This window comes from Acinetobacter sp. BIGb0196, assembly GCF_011759595.1.
Classification (GTDB): Bacteria; Pseudomonadota; Gammaproteobacteria; order Pseudomonadales; family Moraxellaceae; genus Acinetobacter; species Acinetobacter guillouiae.
On the sequence record NZ_JAAOZA010000002.1, the window covers coordinates 1,752,434 to 1,774,112 of the forward strand.

The 21,679-nt window shown below is 39.0% G+C and carries 18 protein-coding genes; 15 read left to right on the forward strand and 3 right to left on the reverse strand.

Going from position 1 to position 21,679, the window contains the following annotated elements; translation table 11 throughout:
• Window position 1 precedes the first annotated feature (1 nt).
• The 13 genes from FHR28_RS20870 (at window position 2) to FHR28_RS20930 (ending at window position 16,317) form a co-directional block, all read left to right on the forward strand.
• On the forward strand, window positions 2–1,687 hold the full coding sequence (locus FHR28_RS20870; protein WP_166783463.1) for a ShlB/FhaC/HecB family hemolysin secretion/activation protein: 1,686 nt from the start codon (window positions 2–4) through the stop codon (window positions 1,685–1,687).
• 489 nt (window positions 1,688–2,176) lie between these two features.
• Complete coding sequence (hutC, locus tag FHR28_RS20875; protein ID WP_004721807.1) at window positions 2,177–2,929, forward strand: histidine utilization repressor; 753 nt, start codon at window positions 2,177–2,179, stop codon at window positions 2,927–2,929.
• Complete coding sequence (locus FHR28_RS20880) at window positions 2,926–3,507, forward strand: HutD family protein (protein WP_166783464.1); 582 nt, start codon at window positions 2,926–2,928, stop codon at window positions 3,505–3,507. The genes hutC and FHR28_RS20880 overlap by 4 nt, the downstream gene beginning before the upstream one ends.
• A 237-nt stretch (window positions 3,508–3,744) precedes the next feature.
• Window positions 3,745–5,421: a urocanate hydratase gene (gene hutU, locus FHR28_RS20885; protein ID WP_004820229.1), complete on the forward strand. Its 1,677-nt coding sequence runs from the start codon at window positions 3,745–3,747 to the stop codon at window positions 5,419–5,421.
• An 82-nt stretch (window positions 5,422–5,503) separates the two neighbouring features.
• Window positions 5,504–7,042 carry a histidine ammonia-lyase gene (hutH, locus tag FHR28_RS20890; protein ID WP_004721800.1) on the forward strand — a complete coding sequence of 513 codons (1,539 nt, stop codon included), beginning with the start codon at window positions 5,504–5,506 and terminating at the stop codon, window positions 7,040–7,042.
• Between the two features lie 64 nt (window positions 7,043–7,106).
• Window positions 7,107–8,519, forward strand: coding sequence for an amino acid permease (locus FHR28_RS20895; RefSeq protein ID WP_004721798.1), 1,413 nt, complete (start codon window positions 7,107–7,109; stop codon window positions 8,517–8,519).
• Window positions 8,520–8,571: 52 nt separating this feature from the next.
• The gene (gene hutI / locus FHR28_RS20900; protein ID WP_056515927.1) at window positions 8,572–9,783 is read left to right on the forward strand and encodes an imidazolonepropionase; all 1,212 of its coding nucleotides are present in this window, start codon (window positions 8,572–8,574) and stop codon (window positions 9,781–9,783) included.
• Between the two features lie 28 nt (window positions 9,784–9,811).
• Entirely contained in the window at window positions 9,812–10,732 is a 921-nt protein-coding gene (hutG, locus tag FHR28_RS20905) for a formimidoylglutamase (protein ID WP_004721794.1), read from the forward strand.
• A gap of 36 nt (window positions 10,733–10,768) precedes the next feature.
• Window positions 10,769–12,040, forward strand: a complete 1,272-nt coding sequence (locus FHR28_RS20910; RefSeq protein ID WP_166783465.1) for a Glu/Leu/Phe/Val family dehydrogenase — start codon at window positions 10,769–10,771, stop codon at window positions 12,038–12,040.
• A 951-nt stretch (window positions 12,041–12,991) separates the two neighbouring features.
• Complete coding sequence (locus tag FHR28_RS20915) at window positions 12,992–13,204, forward strand: hypothetical protein (RefSeq protein ID WP_166783466.1); 213 nt, start codon at window positions 12,992–12,994, stop codon at window positions 13,202–13,204.
• Window positions 13,205–13,266: 62 nt separating this feature from the next.
• On the forward strand, window positions 13,267–13,449 hold the full coding sequence (locus FHR28_RS20920; protein WP_166783467.1) for a hypothetical protein: 183 nt from the start codon (window positions 13,267–13,269) through the stop codon (window positions 13,447–13,449).
• Between the two features lie 104 nt (window positions 13,450–13,553).
• Window positions 13,554–14,078 (forward strand): hypothetical protein, encoded by a 525-nt coding sequence (locus FHR28_RS20925; protein ID WP_004721788.1) that lies wholly within the window; start codon window positions 13,554–13,556, stop codon window positions 14,076–14,078.
• 661 nt (window positions 14,079–14,739) lie between these two features.
• Window positions 14,740–16,317, forward strand: a complete 1,578-nt coding sequence (locus FHR28_RS20930; RefSeq protein ID WP_166783468.1) for a sensor domain-containing diguanylate cyclase — start codon at window positions 14,740–14,742, stop codon at window positions 16,315–16,317.
• A 391-nt stretch (window positions 16,318–16,708) separates the two neighbouring features.
• Here the strand turns inward: FHR28_RS20930 and FHR28_RS20935 are convergent, their stop codons facing one another.
• The gene (locus tag FHR28_RS20935) at window positions 16,709–17,344 is read right to left on the reverse strand and encodes a TetR/AcrR family transcriptional regulator (protein ID WP_105714244.1); all 636 of its coding nucleotides are present in this window, start codon (window positions 17,342–17,344) and stop codon (window positions 16,709–16,711) included.
• Between the two features lie 110 nt (window positions 17,345–17,454).
• Between FHR28_RS20935 and FHR28_RS20940 the strand changes: the two genes are divergently transcribed.
• Window positions 17,455–18,975, forward strand: a complete 1,521-nt coding sequence (locus FHR28_RS20940; RefSeq protein ID WP_166783469.1) for a flavin-containing monooxygenase — start codon at window positions 17,455–17,457, stop codon at window positions 18,973–18,975.
• Between the two features lie 126 nt (window positions 18,976–19,101).
• Window positions 19,102–19,938, forward strand: a complete 837-nt coding sequence (locus FHR28_RS20945; protein WP_105714246.1) for an SDR family oxidoreductase — start codon at window positions 19,102–19,104, stop codon at window positions 19,936–19,938.
• Between the two features lie 509 nt (window positions 19,939–20,447).
• Here FHR28_RS20945 and FHR28_RS20950 read toward each other — a convergent pair.
• Together FHR28_RS20950 and FHR28_RS20955 are read right to left on the reverse strand one after the other, a co-directional pair.
• Window positions 20,448–21,071: a LysE family translocator gene (locus FHR28_RS20950; RefSeq protein WP_166783470.1), complete on the reverse strand. Its 624-nt coding sequence runs from the start codon at window positions 21,069–21,071 to the stop codon at window positions 20,448–20,450.
• Between the two features lie 10 nt (window positions 21,072–21,081).
• Window positions 21,082–21,657 (reverse strand): PilZ domain-containing protein, encoded by a 576-nt coding sequence (locus FHR28_RS20955; RefSeq protein WP_004721776.1) that lies wholly within the window; start codon window positions 21,655–21,657, stop codon window positions 21,082–21,084.
• Between the last annotated feature and the right edge of the window lie 22 nt (window positions 21,658–21,679).

Consider the following 21,679-nt stretch of genomic DNA (forward strand, 5'->3'; position numbering starts at 1 on the left):
GATGAAACAACAACATAATATATTGGCAATATCTGTAGCTGCTTGTCTGATGCTTTTGACCAGCAGTAACTATGCAGCGCCAGCACCTAATGCGGGTCAACTGTTACAACAACAGCAACAAGGACAAAGCCTTGAACCACAGGCTGCTGTTCAGGTAGAAAGTTCAGCAAGTAATAACGTACCCAATTCACCTGATATCCAAATCTCTGTACGCAAAATTGAAATCACTGGAAATAGTCGTTTTAGCACAGCGCAATTGCATCACTTAGTGGCGGATGCCGAAGGTAAACAATTGAGTCTTCAGCAACTTTGGCAAGTTGCCCAAAAGATTACCACTTACTACCAGCAACAGGGCTATGCCTATAGTCGGGCTTATCTGCCTCAGCAGAATCTAAGTCAGGGCGTAGTACGTATCAATGTACTCGAAGCGTATTATGATCAAACCCAGATTGACAATCAAAGTCGAACGCAAAACTGGCTGATTGAACAAACCGTTGCGCCACTTAAACAAGGTGAGCGGATCAACAGTGACCAGATGCAACAACAACTCAAACTGCTCAATCGTTTAAATGGAGTCAATACCCGAAATGTTTTGACCCCTGGTGCAACAGTCGGAAGTAGCCAACTCAATGTTGAAGTACAAAATGCAGCCATGTTGAATGGTTATATTGGCGCAGATAACTTTGGTAATCGTTATACCAGTCAAGTGCGTGGAACCGCTGGAATTTCGGCCAACAATCTTGCAGGCTTAGGTGATGAACTGAGCTTTGATGTGATGACTGCGGGTAAACGCATGAACTATGGACGTGTGGGTTATGCCTTTACTTTTACAGGAATGGGTACTCGGGCAGGCGCAAGTTATTCTTATTTAGATTATGAACTTGGAAAAGAGCTGAAAAACATTGGCGCAGAAGGGAGTGCTGCACAAAGTAGCGTATTCATTAGCCAACCTGCCTTACTGACCAATAATGCAGAAGTCCTTCTCAGCTTACAATACGATCATAAACAACTGAAAGATGATATTCAGCTCAATCAATATTACAAACATCGAAATATTGACGTGGTGACTGCCCGACTGGATGGCTCGCAGTTTGATCAATTCTTGGGTGGAGGCTTAACCCAATATGGTGCCTCAACCAGTTATGGTCGTGTGAAATTTAAAAACGATGATGCTGCTGCTTTAGATGCGCAAACAGCGAAGACAGCTGGAGACTACTATACAGCTACATTGAATCTGTCACGCTTACAAAACCTAAGCAATAAGGGCACGCAAGGATATTTGGGAATTTATGGACAATACAGTCCTTATAATCTAGACAGTGCAGAGCAATATCTAGGTGGTGGTCCATTTAATGTTCGTGGTTATGAATCGAGTCAATTTGCAGGCTCTACAGGTTATTTGGCCACAGCAGAACTGAGACAAAGTTTATTTGCCGATGCAAAGCATCAGCTAACAGCGAAAGTATTTATCGATACAGCAGAAGTCAAGTTAAATGCTAAGCGTTGGGCAGGTGTGACAGGCGATAATCAAGTTCAAATCAGTAGTGCAGGTTTAGGTTTGAACTGGACGAGTGCGTGGAATATTCAAGCCAATGCAGAAGTTGCCTTTCCAATTGGAAATACCCCAGAGCAGTTGCAAGACCGCGATAATCACCAGTACTGGTTGAGTTTAAGAAAGACTTTCTAATTTGATTGAATAAATAAGGAGGCTTTTGCCTCCTTATTTATGTCGCCACGCGATAGCAAAACGCTGTATGGTTAAACTCAATTTATTTGAGTAACGAAAAACTCCCTCCTTTAAAAAAGGTGAGAAGTATTAACTTTGCATGGGGGAGGATTCAAACAATCTGAGTAAAAACTTAGCAAAAGGGATTTAAAAACCTAGCTGATGAGAATAAAACTTACACAGCCACACTTTACATTTAAAGTTTAAATTCTTTTGCGTAGACGAAGTCAAACCTTGCGCTGCAAACAAAGCCGATTAATATTCGTTGGGTGACCGCTACACCATCTATGATTAAATGATGCAAAAGCAAAATGATTAAATTGATATAAGTTGGAATGCCATTGATGAGTAATGGATATTTTTATCATGATTATTTGTATAGGCTTGTATATACAAATAACATCGACTCAAGATACAATGATTTAGAATATTTTGTATGAGTTTTAGCCAATGTCAAGAGCGTCAAAGCACAATGATCTAGACTTATCTCTAGAAGAAGATAGTCCTGTTCCTTTGTATTTGCGCGTGAAGCAAATGATTTCACAAAAAATTTATGAAGGAACATGGACTGTAAATAAAAAAATTCCTTCAGAAAGTGAGTTGGTGAATTTACTAGGCTGTAGTCGTATGACAGTCAATCGGGCATTGCGCGAACTGACCAGTGAAGGCTTATTAGTCCGTATACAAGGTGTTGGCTCTTTTGTCGCTGAAGGACAAGGTCGTACAGCATTATTTCATGTGAACAATATTGCAGAAGAAATTATTGCGAGAAATCATAAACATCATGCTGAAGTATTGGTACTTGAACAAATTCAAGCCAATGAAGAACAAAGTCGGTTAATGCAAATTCGAGAAGGACAACGCTTATTTCACTCGATCATTGTGCATTATGAAAATGATGTGCCTGTGCAGATCGAAGATCGTTTAGTTGATCCTGTGCTAATTCCAGATTACTTGGCACAAGATTTTAAAACAATCACACCTAATGCCTATTTAATGTCAAAAGCACCTGTTACTGAAGGTGAGCATGTGGTTACTGCGATTCTTGCTTCAGCACAAGAATGTAAATGGCTAAAAATCAATAAAACAGAGCCTTGTTTATTGATCCGCCGTAGAACATGGTCCAATAAACAACTGATTTCCAGTGCAAGGCTAATTTATCCTGGCAGTCGCTATTATTTGGAAGGTAAATTTACCCAATGATTGAGCTTTTAAAAGCCAGCCATTACAAAAAAATGCGATGGAAAAATGGCGAAGGCTATACGCTTGAAATCGCCCGTAGTGTCGGTGAAAGCTTAGCTGAGTTTGATTGGCGGATTTCGATGGCCGATGTGAAAACATCAGGGGATTTTTCCAAATTTAATGGGATGAATCGCTTTTTGACGGTATTGGAAGGTCAAGGTCTTTCACTGTGTATAGATGATGATTTTAAGCATTTAAAAACATTGCAGTCCGTCGAGTTTGGTGGAGACAGTGTGGTCAGTTGTCAATTGCTGGCAGGGCACATTCGCGATTTTAATTTGATTTATAATCCAAAAAAGTTTGATGCACAGTATCAGTGGATTTTCTCTCCAGAAGCCTTAGAAATACCTATATTATCTGACGTGATGTTTATTTTTAATCAGAGTGTTGAGGTGTTAGTTATCGAAATTGGTCAACAGATTTTTCATTTGGAACATCAGGACAGTCTTAAACTTGAAAATGAAAAATCATTGCAAGCTATCACATTAAATCAGCAATTTTTAAAGCAAACTTGTCTTATACAGCTCACAAAAATCTAAATTTTATTGATTTTACTTAAACGCATACAACCTGAAGTTGTCTGCGTTTTTTTGTTTTTATGAAAAATAAATCTATTTATTTTATATGTTTATAAATTTTTTTAAAAATAATTAGAAAAGCATCTTTTCAATATTAAAGATTTGTGTAGTATATAGATGTATATACAAGTTAGTACATTGCTATACAGTGAATGCAGTTTAATTTGCTGGTTTAAACTCAAAGGAAGGAGTCCTATTGTGACAACAACGACAACAAAATTTCGTGATGTAGAAATTCGCGCACCTCGTGGTACTAAGCTCAATGCAAAAAGTTGGTTGACTGAAGCTCCACTGCGTATGTTGATGAATAATCTTGATCCTGATGTCGCAGAGAATCCAAAAGAGCTCGTTGTTTACGGTGGTATTGGTCGTGCTGCACGTAATTGGGAATGTTATGACAAGATTGTTGAAACACTTAAAACTTTAGAAAATGACGAAACTTTATTGGTTCAATCAGGTAAACCAGTTGGAGTGTTCAAAACACATAAAGATGCACCACGTGTTCTTATTGCCAATTCAAACTTAGTTCCACATTGGGCAAATTGGCAACATTTCAACGAGCTAGATGCTAAAGGCTTGGCAATGTATGGCCAAATGACCGCAGGTTCTTGGATCTATATCGGCAGCCAAGGCATTGTACAAGGCACCTATGAAACTTTTGTTGAAGCTGGTCGCCAGCACTACAACGGTGACTTAACAGGTCGTTGGGTGTTGACTGCTGGTTTAGGTGGAATGGGAGGGGCTCAGCCTTTAGCTGCGACTTTGGCAGGCGCTTGCTCGCTCAATATCGAATGCCAGCAAGCCAGTATTGATTTCCGTTTACGTACACGTTATGTCGATGAACAAGCTACAGATTTAGATGATGCTTTGGCGCGTATTGACCGTTATACCAAAGAAGGCAAGGTGATTTCGATTGCGTTACATGGCAATGCAGCTGAGATTTTACCTGAATTGGTTCGCCGTGGTGTTCATCCGGACATGGTGACGGATCAAACCAGTGCACATGATCCTCTCAATGGCTATTTACCAATTGGTTGGACATGGGAAGAATATCGCCAACGTGCCAAAACTGAACCAGAAGCAGTGGTAAAAGCTGCAAAACAATCTATGGCAAAGCATGTACAAGCAATGCTGGATTTCCAAAAAATGGGTGTTCCAACCTTTGACTATGGCAATAATATCCGTCAAATGGCGCAGGAAGAAGGCGTAGAAAACGCATTTGATTTCCCAGGTTTTGTACCAGCCTATATCCGCCCATTATTCTGTCGTGGTATTGGACCATTCCGTTGGGTTGCACTTTCAGGTGATCCAGAAGATATCTATAAAACAGATGCAAAAGTTAAAGAATTGATTCCAGACGATGAACATTTACATCGTTGGTTAGACATGGCAAGAGAACGGATTAGCTTCCAAGGCTTACCAGCGCGTATTTGCTGGGTTGGCTTAGGACTACGTGCAAAATTAGGTCTGGCATTTAACGAAATGGTACGTAGCGGTGAGCTTTCAGCACCAATCGTCATTGGTCGTGATCATTTAGACTCAGGTTCGGTTTCCAGTCCAAACCGTGAAACTGAAGCAATGCAAGATGGTTCTGATGCTGTATCTGATTGGCCATTGCTGAATGCCTTACTTAATACAGCAGGTGGTGCGACTTGGGTTTCATTACATCATGGCGGTGGTGTAGGAATGGGCTTCTCTCAACACTCAGGTGTCGTGATTGTTTGTGATGGTACGGATGAAGCAGCAGCACGTATTGCTCGGGTGTTGACCAATGACCCAGCAACAGGCGTGATGCGACATGCAGATGCTGGTTATGATATCGCCGTTGAATGTGCCAAAGCGCAAGGTTTGAACTTGCCGATGATCACCAAATAAAAGACATGGACATTACGATGCTTTTTGCAATTGTGTAAGCGGCATCGTAAGAGAACAATATAGCGCAAAACAGGACGTCAAAATGGAACTCTTAATTCAACCAGGCAAGCTCACACTCGCAGATCTTCGCCAAGCGTATTTAAATCCAATTAAAGTTAAACTGGATGACAGTGCTTATGCTGGCATCAATGCAAGTGTTGCGTGTGTCGAAAAAATTGTGAATGAAGGACGCACAGCTTACGGAATCAATACTGGTTTTGGCTTACTCGCTTCAAGTAAAATTGCCCCTGAAGACTTAGAACAATTACAACGCTCATTGGTACTTTCTCATGCCGCTGGTGTGGGCGTACCTTTAGATGATGCGATGGTTCGCTTAATTATGTTGTTAAAGGCCAATAGTTTGGCACGTGGGTTTTCTGGTATCCGTCCTAAAGTGATTGATGCAATCCTTGCCTTGATCAATGCAGAAGTCTATCCGCATATTCCATTAAAAGGTTCAGTCGGCGCTTCTGGTGACTTGGCACCCCTTGCACATATGTCTCTGGTTTTACTCGGTGAAAGTAAAGCACGCTATAAAGGGGAATGGTTACCAGCAGTGGATGCACTTAAAATTGCAGGTTTAGAACCTATTACTTTAGCGGCTAAAGAAGGTTTGGCACTTTTAAATGGTACTCAGGTTTCAACAGCATACGCATTACGTGGTCTATTTGAAGCAGAAGATTTATTTGCTGCTGCGACCGTTTGTGGTGGATTAAGCGTTGAGGCTATGCTCGGTTCACGTGCACCATTTGATGCACGTGTCCATGAAGTTCGTGGTCAGCGTGGTCAAATTGATGTTGCCGCTGCATATCGTGACTTATTGACTGAATCAAGTGAAATCGCTCATTCACATGAAGATTGTAGCAAGGTTCAAGACCCGTATTCACTGCGTTGCCAACCTCAAGTGATGGGGGCTTGTTTAACGCAAATTCGTCAAGCAGCAGAAGTATTAGCGATTGAGTCGAATGCAGTTTCAGATAACCCATTGGTGTTTGCGGCAGAAGGTGACGTAATCTCAGCAGGTAACTTCCATGCTGAACCCGTTGCAATGGCTGCTGATAATTTGGCCTTAGCGATTGCTGAGATTGGCTCACTGTCTGAACGTCGTGTTTCCATGATGATGGATCGCCATATGTCACAGCTTCCTCCATTTTTGGTTGCCAATGGTGGGGTGAATTCGGGCTTTATGATTGCTCAAGTAACAGCCGCTGCGTTGGCCAGTGACAATAAAGCACTTGCACATCCTGCCAGTGTTGATAGTTTACCGACCTCTGCAAATCAGGAAGACCATGTTTCCATGGCGCCTAATGCAGGAAAACGCTTGTGGTATATGGCTGATAACGTTCGCGGCATTCTTGCAGTTGAGTGGTTAGGTGCATGTCAAGGACTTGATTTCCGTGAAGGATTGAAAAGCTCTCCTAAACTTGAACGTGCCCGCAAAATTCTGCGTGATCAAGTGGCGTATTACAGTGAAGATCGTTTCTTCGCGCCAGATATCGAACAAGCAAGTGAATTGCTCGCAAGTGGTTGCCTGAACGAATTGCTCATTGCGAAGCTATTACCGAGCTTGTCTGAAGTGTGATCAATAAAACGGTCACATGGAGTGACCGAATCTAACTAAATTTCCTCAAGGATTGGAGATTATAATGTCACAACACTCCACATTACAGCGGGGGTTAAACACCCGTCATATCCGCTTTTTGGCATTGGGTTCAGCGATTGGCACGGGGCTTTTCTATGGATCAGCAACGGCAATTAAAATGGCAGGTCCGTCTGTTTTAATTGCTTATATGGTTGCAGGGATTGCAATTTATATTGTGATGCGAGCATTAGGGGAAATGGCTGTTCATAACCCCGTATCAGGTTCTTTTAGTGAATATGCCTCAAATTATATTGGTCCTTTAGCTGGTTTTACCACAGGTTGGACCTACGTTTTTGAAATGATCATTGTCGCCTTGGCTGACGTGACTGCTTTCGGTATCTATATGGGGTTTTGGTACCCAGATGTACCACGATGGATCTGGATTTTATCGCTGATTATGTTCTTAGGGGCAATTAACCTGATTCACGTTAAAGTCTTTGGTGAAGTCGAGTTCTGGCTATCCATCGTCAAGGTCAGCGCTATTGTTGCCATGATTTTGGGTGGTTTTGGTCTGATGTTCTACGGCTTTAATGCAGATCACACAGGCTTTGTACCCGGTATCCAAAACCTATGGATACATGAAGGTTTTATGCCCAATGGGATTATGGGTTTAGTTGCCTGCTTATCAGTTGTGGTATTTGCATTCGGTGGCATCGAAATCATTGGGATTACAGCGGGTGAATCACAAGATCCGAAAACGTCGATTCCTCGTGCGATTAATGCGGTTCCTGTACGTATCTTACTTTTTTATATTCTGACAATTTTTGTATTGATGTCGATTTTCCCATGGAATCAAATTGGTAGCCAAGGCAGTCCATTTGTACAAATTTTTGAAAATTTAGGCATCAAATCTGCAGCAACTGTTTTAAATATTGTGGTGATTACAGCTGCAATTTCCGCGATCAATAGTGATGTATTTGGTGCAGGACGTATGCTGTATGGTATGTCTAAGCATAAACAAGCACCTCAAGTGTTCCAGAAACTCTCACGTAATGGTGTTCCTTGGATGACTGTTGTAGTGATGGCTGGTGTGTTACTTGTCGGCGTCGTGCTTAATTATCTGATCCCCGAAAATGTATTTATTATCATCGCTTCAATTGCAACATTTGCAACGGTTTGGGTATGGTTAATGATTTTACTTTCTCAAGTGGGCATGCGCCGTAAACTGTCTAAATCAGAAATTAAAGCATTAGATTTTCCTGTGATTGGCTGGCCTTATGCACCTGCATTTGCCATTGTATTTATGTTGTTTATTTTAGCCATGATGGGATATTTCCCAGACTCAAGACCTGCACTTTATGTCGGTATAACATGGTTGGTTTTACTCTGGATTGCTTACACGATATGGGTGAAGCCCAAGCAAAATTCAGTAAAAGAAAAACCAGACCTCCAACAAAACATCGAAATGGAAAGCTGATACTGAAGCTGCTCAAGCGCGCTTAAAGCATGAGCAGCAAGAGGAAATATCAATGAAAAAACTTTGGACAAATTGTCATATTGCAACCATGCAAGATGGGCAATATTCCAGTATTGAATCTGCTGCAATCGTCACTTTAGCACAACATATTCACTGGATTGGCGCAGAAAAAGATGTTCCTGTAGATGACTATGCTGAGATCATTGACCTCAATGGCGCATGGGTGACTCCCGGTTTAATTGATTGTCATACGCATAGTGTATTTGGCGGAAATCGCAGTGTTGAGTTTGAAAAACGTTTGCAAGGTGTCAGTTATGCGGAAATCGCAGCGAGTGGCGGTGGTATTGCAAGCACTGTAAGAGCAACACGAGAAGCAAGTGAGGAACAGCTCCTTGCTTCGGCACTCAAACGTATTCGTTGTATGCTTAAAGATGGTGTAACCACCATTGAAATAAAGTCGGGATATGGTCTGGACTATAGCAATGAACGTAAAATGCTCCGTGTGATTCGTCAAGTCGCTCAAACTTTACCGATGACCGTAAAAAGTACGTGTTTGGCAGCGCATGCTTTGCCACCTGAGTATCAAGATCAAAGTGATGCTTATATTGAACATATCTGTACCGAGATGTTACCCAAACTGCATCAAGAAGGTTTAGTCGATGCTGTCGATGCTTTCTGTGAGCATTTGGCTTTTTCTCCTGCGCAAGTTGAACGTGTTTTTAAAGTAGCTCAGGCATTAAACCTACCTGTTAAATTACATGCAGAACAACTTTCGTCCCTCGGTGGTTCAACGCTTGCTGCACGTTACCATGCTTTATCCGCAGATCATTTGGAATACATGACTGAAGCTGATGCCAAAGCCATGGCTGCTTCAGGCACAGTTGCTGTGTTATTGCCGGGAGCATTCTATTTTCTGAGAGAAACCAAGTATCCTCCTTTAGATAGTTTGCAGCAACATGGTGTACGTATCGCATTATCCAGTGATTTAAATCCAGGAACATCGCCAGCCTTGTCATTACGTTTAATGCTGAATATGGGTAGTACATTATTCCGTTTAACACCAGAACAAGCACTCGCAGGTGTCACAACGCATGCTGCTTATGCACTCGGCTTACAAGATACGCATGGCACATTAGAACAGGGTAAAGTGGCGGATTTTATTGCTTGGGATATTGAGCATCCATCTGAGATTGTGTATTGGCTTGGCGGTGATTTATCAAAACGAATCATCCAACATGGAAATGAAATCTTGATCTCAGCTTGAGATTGATTTTTATAAAGTGATATTAATAATGAATCATTCATTTAAGTGGCAAGGACGACAAGATGGGGAAGGTGATGCACATCTACGTCTCCATCAAGTGATCAATACCAGTCCTCAAGCATCTTTTGCTTTTATTGGTTTTAGTTCAGATGAAGGTGTTAAACGCAACCATGGACGTTTAGGTGCAGCGGATGCACCAGATATGATTCGTGCTCAATTGGCAAATTTACCTGTGCATCAACCTGTGACCATTATCGATTTAGGCACCGTGCTTTGTGATCATGCTGAACTTGAAATAGCACAGGCGGAATTGGCGCATCAAGTCGAACGTAGTTTAAATTCCGATATGAAGCCGATTGTGTTAGGCGGTGGGCATGAAGTTGCCTTTGGGAGTTTTTCTGGTTTATTTCAATACATTCAAAATAATCATCTGAATAAGAAAATCGGCATTATTAACTTCGATGCACACTTTGATTTGCGTGAAGCTGAACAGGTCACTTCAGGCACACCTTTTTTAAATGCAGCTAAACTATCAGAACAGTTTCATCAAGAATTTAACTACATGTGTATCGGTGTTGCCAAGCATTCAAATACTAAAATTTTGTTTGACACAGCAGAGCGTTTAAACTGTAATTATATTTACGATTATGAATTAAAACTGCAAAATGTTGAAAATTTAATCTTAAGAATAAATAATTTTATTAAAAAAGTAGACTATTTGTATATTACGGTTGACCTTGATGTATTTAACGCTAGCATTGCGCCGGGTGTCAGCGCACCTGCGGTGAAAGGAATCGATTTATCTATTTTTGACCCATTATTAGAAGCCATTAAAAAAACTGGCAAGATCAAAGTTTTTGATGTGGCTGAATGTAATCCGCGGTTTGATTTGGACAACAGAACTGCCAAATTAGCCGCTTATATTATTTTTAACTACATATTTGATTGATGATTCAAGTGACTTCATCAAAAGGATAAGCAAAGTATGTCTAATTTATCTTATATCTCTCAAAATAACGGTCCATGGTCTACCTACCTCGAACAGATTGAGCGAGTTACACCGTATTTAGAACATCTGAAAGATTATGTCGACACGTTAAAGCGACCAAAACGTGCTTTGATTGTCGATGTACCGATTGTAATGGATGATGGCACAATCCGTCATTTCGAAGGCTATCGCGTTCAACATAACTTATCGCGTGGTCCAGGTAAGGGCGGTATTCGTTACCATCCAGATGTAGATCTCAATGAAGTGATGGCACTTTCTGCATGGATGACCATTAAAACTGCGGTTTTAAATCTACCTTTTGGCGGTGCAAAAGGTGGTGTTCGTGTTGATCCTCGTCAGCTTTCTCCACGTGAGTTAGAGCGCTTAACACGTCGTTATACCAGTGAAATTAGCCATATCATTGGCCCACAAAAAGATATTCCAGCGCCGGATGTTGGCACCAATCCTAACGTTATGGGCTGGATTATGGATACATATTCTTCGGGTCAAGGCCATACCGTAACAGGTGTTGTTACAGGTAAGCCGATTCATTTAGGTGGTTCTTTAGGACGTATTAAAGCAACGGGTCGTGGTGTATTTATTACCGGTCAACAAGTTGCCGCAAAAATTAAACTTCCTTTAGAGGGTGCACGAGTTGCTGTCCAAGGTTTTGGTAACGTTGGTAGTGAAGCTGCATATCTATTTGCCGATTCGAAATCTATTATTGTAACGATTCAAGACCATACAGGGACGATTTATAATCCTCAAGGTATTGATTTAGCTGCTTTAAAAACTTATCTAGAAAGTAATCAAGGTGTGGGGGGCTTTGCTGGTGCTCAAGCGATTAGCGATGAAGATTTCTGGGATGTTGAAATGGATATCTTGATTCCTGCCGCATTGGAAGGTCAAATCACGGTTGAACGTGCACAGAAATTAACAGCGAAATTGGTACTCGAAGGCGCAAACGGTCCAACTTATCCAGAAGCAGATGATATCTTAATCCAACGTGGTATCACGGTTGTACCAGATGTGATTTGTAATGCGGGTGGTGTAACGGTCAGTTATTTTGAATGGGTTCAAGATATGTCGAGCTACTTCTGGTCGGAAGAAGAAATTAACCAAAGACTCGATAAATTAATGATTCAAGCGATTAATGATGTATGGCAGACCTCAAATGATAAAGTATGTAGTTTAAGAACGGCTGCCTTTATTTTAGGTTGTGAGCGTATCTTAAAAGCACGTATGGAACGCGGTATTTTCCCAGGCTAATTTATTTGTTGTAAACGTGACCTTAGCGTATCTTCGCTAAGGTCATTTTTTTATCTGTTTAAAATGTATTTTAACGGTCTATTTAAATAGTGAATTTTACAGAATCTATTGAATAATAATTATCTTATATAGCGTTTTGTATTGCAGAGTAATAACATTTCAAAAATCTGAGTTCATCTTAGCATCAACTTTGTACTGCCTTATTTTGTATATAGATTTGTGCTGTTAATTAGATAGAGTAGTCAAACCACCTCATTGTTCATACAAATTATTTCTATAAAACCTTTGTTGATAAAAGAGGATTATGTTTTTGTGTGAACTTTTAGAAACTGTTGGTTATCAATTCATTTTTTTGTAATTTTGAATCCTAGATGGTTATTCTACCGTGGGGCGACAGGGATGTCGCCGTTGGGCGGGGGCACAGGACGTACCCCTCGCCAAACATGAGCAAAAATAAAGCACAGCTTTGTTTGCAGCGCAAGGTTTGGCATTCCTAAGAAAAGTGAGGCATCGCCTACGCAAGGGTATTTAAACTTTGAAAGTAAGGTGTGGCATTGTAAGCCTTCTTACAATCAAATAATTTATTTTTCATGTAATTGATTTAATTGAAAATAATTAATTAGTAGAAATTATATTTATGCGTCTGAGTTTTTCTAACAGGTTGGCTATAGAAACACATTCTAACCTTACGCTACTGCTTGTGCTTTAAGCAAAGAAAAATTTTGTTCTCGTTCAGCATACAATGTAATAAAAATTTATAGGCTTAATTTTAGCAAGGCCGAATTGTATGGATAAGACTAAATATAGTCTGAATAAAATGTCTTAAATTTTGTAAAGTATTTGCCTTTTTATGGTTTTAATTTCACATGAATTAAACTATAAAGTATATCTAGTATGTGAATAAATTATAGACACTTCTGCAATAAACCTTTTTAGAAAGTAGTTAAGAATATGAATAAAATATACTCAAAATACATCTATATTTTGAGCATTGGTAGCTTATGTAGCTTTGCGACTTTGTTATCAGCTGCACCGACATTGCAATACTCAAAAACCTACCAAAGCTGTATAAATACAGCAAAAACCACAGGGAACAAGCAACTGTGTATTAGTGCAGAGCATTTAGGTCAGAATGAAAAATTAAATCAGGCCGTAAAAAACTAACACCCAAGCTCTCAGCATATCAACAAAGCAGATTAGCTGATGCTCAAGTAGAGTGGCAATCTTTGCAAAATTTTAAAGATGATCAATGTGATCAAGCTGCATTTGATGATGAAAATGCAGTTAAACCTTCGGGTAAAAACTTGACCGCATTGGATTGTGACCGACATTCGCTTGAACGTGTGGCTGAACGCGCTTATGAGTTGGAACAAGGCAATGTGCGGGCTGAATATTATCTTGATCCATAATTTATGATTGCTCATGATGTCTAAAGCATCGAAGTGTTTTAAAAAAAAATTTTATTGGTTTTAGTGTAGATAAATCATCAGCGTAAGCAAAAGGAAACTTTCTTATGATCAGTAAACAACAATTGACAATCAGTACAAGCAATAACCGACAACGCCAGAGTAAGGGAGATAAACATAGAGTCGCAGGTATTTTGGCTGTATTCACATTAGGCTTGTTACTCACTGGTTGTGTTTCAACACCTAATCCTGTACAACAGGCTGCTGATAAATTGGTTGGGCAACATGTAAATAAAGCAATCGGAATCTTTGGCTCACCAACTTATCGCGTCCCAGCGAGTAAATTAGGTGGCTCTGCAATGTGGGAAAATTCGATTGTTTCACAACGTGTCGTACAGCAATTTGTACAAACGGGGACTGAATATGCGGGTCAGCGTGTCGTTGGTCAAACAGGCGGGCAAGGTGTTGTTGGCGCTATTTATGAAAATCAATATCGTCCAACAGGATACTATCAAAACGCTGTACAAGAGCATGCTCAATACCTTTGTAATATCACAGCACTGACGGGTCCAGGTGATATTATTACGAGTATTATGGTGATTGGATGTAAACAGAGTAAAGATGGTTTGTGATCCTTAAAAGCCAAATATAGCTTTAATCTGACAGATATACGATAAAATGGATAACTGTCAGATAAGGTTGACGAGAGTATCATTTTTAGAAGACAACGATGATCAAAATATTCTGTTCAAAGGCTCATAGATCCATTGAGTAAAATAATTCTTATTCATGTGCATTTTCTATTTATTTTTCTCTATTTTTCTAGGATAGAAACGTTAAAATAAAAAAGATAATGGTGTGATTTAAATCATTTTAAGCATTTCACTTAATAGAACATATGACTTCCGAAATACGCTAAAATGATATGCAAATTCAAGCAATTCTTAGTTAGCCTCATGATATCTGTAGTGCCTATAGTAAAGGCATATAGCCATGGGGAAATAAAATAATACAGGTATTTTTTTGGTTTAATTTACACCTTATTCAGTTTATTTTTATGAGGCAATATATTCGTCATTTGTATACTTTCGCATGGTTTATATACTGAGTTAAAGTCGCTAAAAATTCATTGAGCAAAGCCTGATGATTATCTTCAACAAATTTTCTTAAAAATTATGTTAAGGGAAACCATTTAAAAATCATGAAAATAAATTAAACAATGGTAAAAATATTGTAGTAATACTAAGTAAAAAAGAATAAAATTCAATCAAATGCTGTTTTGCAAATGACCTCATGAAACTGAAAAAACTCATATTTTGTTTAAAGTTAAATCTGAGAAAACTTATTCTTTTTTTAGCAATATTCAGCATCGCTATTCTATTTATTGCTTCACTTTTCGTGAATTATTCTATTCAAAAAAAAGAACTACTAGATACTTCTCTTTCAGTAAATATGGAATATGCCACTAAGATTGCCCAAAAAACGGATTCTCAAATTCAGACTGTGTTAAAGCAGTTAAATTATAGTGCCACTTTGCTGGGGGATTCATTTAATGATGAGCAATTTAAACAGTTGGAAGTGGATCGACTAAAATTTCAATCGAATTACTTTGACAGTGTGATTATTTCGGATAAATACGGGCATGTACTGAATTACTCACCTTCAAAAATTGCCATAAATAAAAATGTGGTGAATACAACACTTGGGTTTAAACAATCCATTGAAACGCAAAACACGGTGATCACAAGTCCATATTATTCAATCAAAAACAATTTAATTGTTTTTATTTCACAGCCTATTTTTGATAAAGACAAAAAGTATTTGGGCTTTATTGGTGGTGCAATTTATTTAAAAGAAAAAAATATCATTAACGAGTTATTGACACTGAGCTTTAACTATAAAGACAGCTATATGTATGTATTGGATAGCAACAGAAAAATTATTTTTCATCCTGATGCGAGTCGAATTGGTACTCTTGCAACAGACAATACCGGTCTTAACTATATGACCAGTCATATGATTGGAAAAATAAGACTCATCAATAGCAAAGGCGTAGATAATTTAGCGGGCTTTGCCAGAGTCAGTCATACCAACTGGATCATAGTTTCACAACAACCGACCCATAAGCTTTTAGAAAAAGTTCCATATCTGATTTATAAAATTATTGCTTATATGCTTGGTTTTTATATTTTGATCTTTTTGATTATTTGGAAGATATCATATTATATCTCAGCGCCTTTAAACCGCTTAGCAACCATGGCGAGTCATCTCAATAACCCAGAGACTGCAACTCAAATTAAAGATGTAGATGCTTTATATTATGAAGTGAGAAATTTTAAACGCTCACTGTTACAGAGTTCTTCAAATTTTAAGAAAAAAATCTCTACACTCAATCATTATGTAAATACAGACCCGTTAACAGGATTTTATAACCGCAGAGGGATGGAGTTACATATTGAACGCTTAATGAAAAATGACGCACCATTTGCAATTATTGCTGTGGATATCGATTATTTTAAAAAAATTAATGATCAATATGGACATGAAAAAGGCGACTTAGTCCTGACCAATACTGCACAAAATATTAAAGATTGTGTGAGAAGTATTGATGTTTGTTGTCGGATTGGTGGAGAAGAATTTGTGATTCTAAGCCCGATTGATAGCCAAAATTTAACGATTAATATTGCAGAACGGATTCGGCAGGCATTAGAAGTAACGCCAATCGGAGAAATACCTGCGATTACCGTGTCAATAGGGATTGCGCATTGGCCTGAAATTTCTACCGACATCCATAAGGTGTTTAAAGCTGCTGATGAATATTTATATCTGGCAAAAAAAGATGGGCGTAATTGTATTCGTTATAAAAAATAGCATTTAAAAATGCAAACTTATCTTCAATAAAGATCTTTCATAAATCAAAAAATGATCATGTGGAGTGAATCATATTGGTATTGAAAGTTCCTTCTCCCTCTGGGAGAAGGCTAGGATGAGGGGGATTTTATATTGATTTATGGTTTTAAAAAGGACTTATGAAAGAAGTCTAATATTTTATCTCGTTAAAAACTGCCCATAATCTATGTTATGGGCAGTTTTTGAGTAAATTTAAGTACTATTTCAATCTTAGGATGAAAAGTAAAAAACTGTGTTGAGGCTATATCTCCGTCCAAGGGTGATATTCATGTCTTCACAAGATAACCATAACCCGTAGGATTGAATGAGATAAAGAAAACAGTTTAATTTATATTCTGTTGATTGCTATAAATCAGGCTGATGGCTTAGCAACTCCACCAATGATTAACTCAATAATCGAATCGCCATAGTTTTTTAAACCTTTGAGATCTTCAGGATTGGCTAAAAAGCGTAAAGCTCCATTGGTAATCATCCCAATGATATTATGCCCCGTATTTTCACAATCTAAATTCTCACGAAAAAAGCCAGAATCTACCCCATGCTTTAAATAGTTGGCAGTAAAAATACCCGCCATTTGCATCAAGTTTTGAATAAATCTGGTCATTTCAGCATCTATTGAGGTTGCTTCAAGTAATAATAATTTTAGAGTTAGAGGATTCTCTTGTGCAAAAAGACGGAAGCGTTCAGAAATTCGCTGACATTGTTCACGGTACTCTTCAATATTATTCACTGCTTGAGGTGCATTTTCACCGGTAAGCAATGCCATGATTCTTTGCATAGTATCGGAAATAACATGCTGCAAGATATCGCGTTTATTTTCAAAATGGCGATAAAAAGTACCATGACCAATGCCTAAGCGTTTGGCTATATCTGAAATCGCTGTTTGATGGTATCCACGCTCAGAAAATTCTAAAAACGCAGCTTCTAAAATATCAGCTTGTAATTGGATACGTTGACGTTCTGCACGAGTTAAAGTTGGTTCATTCATAGGCAAAGAATACCAAATAAATATTCAAAATTGTTAAACAATGGAAATTGACAAGTCATTCCGTTTTTGACATTGTATTCCTATTGTTTATATTCTAAGCGATTTTCAACATGGAACAAATGAAAAAAAGCACTAAAGATAAAAACTTTTATAAAGTGATTATCGTGGGTGGTGGTTTTGCTGGTCTTGGTGCCGCAATCAAATTAAAACAAGCAGGGATTGAAGATTTTATATTGCTGGAAAAGGCTGCTGAAATGGGCGGGGTCTGGCGTGAAAATACCTATCCAGGTTGCGCCTGTGATGTACCATCGGCGCTCTATTCATACTCTTTTGAACAAAACCCTGCATGGTCACGGGTCTTTGCACAGCAAAAAGAAATTAAACAATATTTATTTGATGTGGTCGATAAGTACAAGGTCATGCCACATGTGCATTTGAATCGTGAAGCTTTACAAGCACAGTGGTCCGATGTGGAAAATTGCTGGATTATCCAAACCGTACAGGGCGAGTTGCGCTCTCAATTTGCAATTCTTGCTTGTGGCCCTATGCATGAACCTGTATTGCCTGATGTTAAAGGTATTGAAAGCTTTAAAGGAGAAATTTTCCATTCTTCACAATGGCGGCATGATTTGGACTTAACAGCTCAACGGGTTGCGGTGATTGGAACAGGTGCTTCAGCCATCCAGTTTGTACCGCAGATTCAACCCCAAGTTAAACAACTGACGATCTTTCAACGTACTGCACAATGGATTTTGCCAAAGTCAGACATGCCATTACTTGCACCTGTTCGTGCCATGTTTAAGCTGTTACCGCTGACTCAACAGCTGATGCGAGGCTCAGTCTATGGAATTTTTGAAACGATAAATGGTGGAATTCAAAGTCCTGCGGCTATGAAGCAATTTCAAAAATTAGCCAAATGGCATTTAAATTACCATATTAAAAATCCACAACTACGAGAAAAATTAACCCCCAATTTTATTATTGGTTGTAAACGTATTTTGCAATCCAACAATTGGTATCCCGCTTTAGCACAAAACAATGTTGAGGTGATTGCCAGCGGTTTATCTGAAATTAAAGGGAATACTTTAATTGCAAGTAATGGTGAACGTTGTGAAGCTGATGTGATTATTCTTGGTACAGGGTTTGAGATTGCTGAACCACCCATTGCCAATCGTGTCTATAACCGTTTTGGGCAGCGTATGTCCGATGTTTGGCAGGGTAGTCCTGAAGGCTATATGGGGACAATGATCGAAAATTGCCCAAATGTTTTTTTGATGTTTGGTCCCAATGTCGCTGTAAGTTCTTCAGCATTTATTATCATTGAAGCTCAGCTTGATTACATTATCGATGCTTTGAAACAGGCAATTCAATTGGGCATCAAGACCATTGAACCAAATCCCAAAATTACCAAAGTTTTTAATGAAAAAGTCCAAGCAGCTTTGCAAACTACGGTCTGGAACAAGGGCGGATGTCAAAGCTATTTTATTGATCGCAATGGGCGCAACAGTACAGTTTGGCCGTGGTCAACCTATAAACTCCGAGTAAAAATGAAACATTTTAATTTAGCTGAGTATTTGATTGATCATCAACCTGAACCAAGCACAAGCTTAAAGCAAGCAGATGTCGTATGAGAAAGGAATTTTAACTTTCATCATATTCAATTCCATAAAAGAGGCGTGTCTATAAAAGAGGCAAGCCTATAAAAGAGGATGGAATGGATATGAAATTTACCAAGATTTTAAATAAAGGATAGCGCAATGTTAAAAAAACAAAAATTAAAAGGCAGAGTGATTGCAATTACTGGTGCCGCACGTGGCATTGGTTTAGCTACCGCAGAAGCTTTAATTGCACAAGGTGCAAAAGTCAGTATCGGTGATCTTGATTTAGCACTTGCTGAAAAAGAAGCCCAACGTATTGGTGCCAAAGCTTTTAAAGTGGATGTGCGTGATCGTGAATCATTTGCCCAATTTATTCAAAACACCATTCAACATTATGGCAGTCTTTATGCTTTAGTGAATAATGCTGGGATTATGCCGATGGGGGCTTTTCTGGATGAAGATCCCGCTTTAGCAGATGCACAAATTGATATTAACTTTCGTGGTGTCATCATTGGTATGCAATTGGCACTCCCTGAATTGCTTAAATATAAACAAGGCCATATTGTCAATATCGCATCACTTGCAGGGCGTTTTGCCTTACCTGGTTCTGCGGTTTATTCTGGAACTAAATTTGCTGTGATTGGTCTCACCGAAGCGGTTGCAGGTGAGTTTCGTGATTCAGCTATTCAGTTCACGGCAATTTTACCCAGTAAAGTACTGACAGAGCTCACCGCTGGGACTGAAAATGCGGCAAAAACGATTCCAGCAGTGACACCGCAACAGGTTGCCAATGCAGTTGTGAGTGCTTTGATTAAGCCTCGGTTATTTATTGCAGTACCTGATTACTTACAAGCAGTACATGGTGCTTATGCTTTATTACCACAATGGGTGCAAACAGGTGCACGTCGTATCTTGGGGGATGATGGTATCTTGACCAAACTTGATCATTCTGCCCATTCAAGTTATGCCAAGCGAATTCATAAGTTGGCAGAATAATTGCTTATCAAAAAGAAACTTTTTAAATTAGTACAGGGTGTCTGTAGACATTTCATAAATGGCTTGCGTTGTAGGTTAAAATTGAGCAGGCAAGGCATGAAACGAAGAGAATAGCGAGACTATTTTCGAGTTTCATAACGAAGGCTGAGATAATTTTAACCACAACCCTGAGCAAGAACAAAGCACTGCTTTGTTTGCAGCGCAAGGCGCAGCGGGGGACTAGTGTGTTTTTTGCCGCTACGTTGTTACCTTGCGAAACGATGTTTCTCATCATTTAGAATGACTAAATTTCGTATCTCGCGCCTAGTATCGCCTAAAAAACACACGTAGTCGCAAACATAGACGAATTGTCAACAGACCCTATTTGACTCAAAGTAAATACTCCACTTTGAGTCGTTTTTTATGGGTGTGGCTAAGATGGATATCATTGCATATAGGTGAATTTATATCACTAGTTTTTATTGTCTATCTTGCTGATAATGTTTAAGTTTATATTGGATTGCTTGGTATTATCTTTTGGAGCTCAGTATGATTTGTGTTGCTAAGCCAAAAAACACCGTACCCATAAACCATTTTTGTACTTTTAGCCAAAGTACGTGACGATTTAAAAATTGAGTAAATGAACTGGCGGTAAAAATAAACAGCATGTTGATGAGTAGACTAATCACAATTTGCACAAAACCTAAACCCAGCGTTTGCACCAAAACATCGCCTTGGTGTGGTTTGATAAATTGTGGCAGCAAAGCTAAGTACATCATCGCAATTTTAGGATTGAGTAGATTGGTCAAAAAGCCCATTAAAAATAGTTTTGAATTAGAATAAGACTGTTGACTGGCAATCTCAAAAGGCGAATGAGGAGAGCGAATTGCTTTCCAGCCGAGATAAGTCAGGTAGAGCGCACCAGCAATTTTTAAAACATCATATGCAACTGGAATCGTCATTAATAAAGCGGTGATCCCAAAAGCAGCACACAGCATATAAAATACAAAACCGAGCGCTGTGCCGCCCAATGAAACCATTCCCGCAGTTTTGCCCTGACACAAGGACCTTGAGATCAGATAAATCATATTTGGGCCAGGGGTGAGTGCCATACCTAAGGCAATCAAGGCAAAAGCGAATAAAGTAGAGTCCATATGTTCAATATCAATTATTCTGTAGGGTGATGTTCTGTTGAATACATTCAGCCAGTTTGACTTTATCTTGTGGATGTAAGGTAATGAAGTAAGCACCTACACGATATTGCTCATTTTCAGCAGGTTCCGAGTACGCAATTTGTGCCGTTGCTGCAATATGGAAGAAATTTTCAGGATGACTCAGGGTGACATGAATAAAGCTACCTTGTTTCAGGTATTGCTGACTGGTAAAACTGAAGCCACTTTCAGAAAAATTGACTTTTTGTGGCGTTGGTAACATGGTTTGTACAATAGAATCGTAAAGAGAACCAGTAATAAGGTTTAACTTTTGGTTGAATAAGGATAAGATTCGAGCAATTTGTTGATCTTTTTCATTTAATTGTTCTAATTCGTAGTGAAGTGCATGATCAAATTGATCTAATTCTGCAAGTAGTAGAAAATAGCGCGGTAATACAAAATTAGCATCATATGGATCGTTCAGCGCAACTTCTTCAGAAATGATTTGATAGTTGATCCTTAACGCAGCATCGATTCGTGACATGACACGACGTTCATTTGCTTCATTTTGATGCTGTAACGCTTCCATAAAACACCTCGGACTAGAATGG

Bases quoted from the DNA above. Each gene is read 5' to 3' on its own strand.
- FHR28_RS20880 (WP_166783464.1), top strand. From the start codon at position 2,926: ATGATTGAGCTTTTAAAAGCCAGCCATTACAAAAAAATGCGATGGAAA.
- FHR28_RS20925 (WP_004721788.1), top strand. From the start codon at position 13,554: ATGATCAGTAAACAACAATTGACAATCAGTACAAGCAATAACCGACAA.
- FHR28_RS20930 (WP_166783468.1), top strand. From the start codon at position 14,740: ATGAAACTGAAAAAACTCATATTTTGTTTAAAGTTAAATCTGAGAAAA.
- hutH (WP_004721800.1), top strand. From the start codon at position 5,504: ATGGAACTCTTAATTCAACCAGGCAAGCTCACACTCGCAGATCTTCGC.
- FHR28_RS20895 (WP_004721798.1), top strand. From the start codon at position 7,107: ATGTCACAACACTCCACATTACAGCGGGGGTTAAACACCCGTCATATC.
- FHR28_RS20955 (WP_004721776.1), bottom strand. From the start codon at position 21,657: ATGGAAGCGTTACAGCATCAAAATGAAGCAAATGAACGTCGTGTCATG.
- FHR28_RS20945 (WP_105714246.1), top strand. From the start codon at position 19,102: ATGTTAAAAAAACAAAAATTAAAAGGCAGAGTGATTGCAATTACTGGT.
- FHR28_RS20915 (WP_166783466.1), top strand. From the start codon at position 12,992: ATGAATAAAATATACTCAAAATACATCTATATTTTGAGCATTGGTAGC.
- hutI (WP_056515927.1), top strand. From the start codon at position 8,572: ATGAAAAAACTTTGGACAAATTGTCATATTGCAACCATGCAAGATGGG.
- hutG (WP_004721794.1), top strand. From the start codon at position 9,812: ATGAATCATTCATTTAAGTGGCAAGGACGACAAGATGGGGAAGGTGAT.
- FHR28_RS20940 (WP_166783469.1), top strand. From the start codon at position 17,455: ATGGAACAAATGAAAAAAAGCACTAAAGATAAAAACTTTTATAAAGTG.
- hutC (WP_004721807.1), top strand. From the start codon at position 2,177: ATGTCAAGAGCGTCAAAGCACAATGATCTAGACTTATCTCTAGAAGAA.
- FHR28_RS20935 (WP_105714244.1), bottom strand. From the start codon at position 17,344: ATGAATGAACCAACTTTAACTCGTGCAGAACGTCAACGTATCCAATTA.
- FHR28_RS20910 (WP_166783465.1), top strand. From the start codon at position 10,769: ATGTCTAATTTATCTTATATCTCTCAAAATAACGGTCCATGGTCTACC.
- FHR28_RS20870 (WP_166783463.1), top strand. From the start codon at position 2: ATGAAACAACAACATAATATATTGGCAATATCTGTAGCTGCTTGTCTG.
- FHR28_RS20950 (WP_166783470.1), bottom strand. From the start codon at position 21,071: ATGGACTCTACTTTATTCGCTTTTGCCTTGATTGCCTTAGGTATGGCA.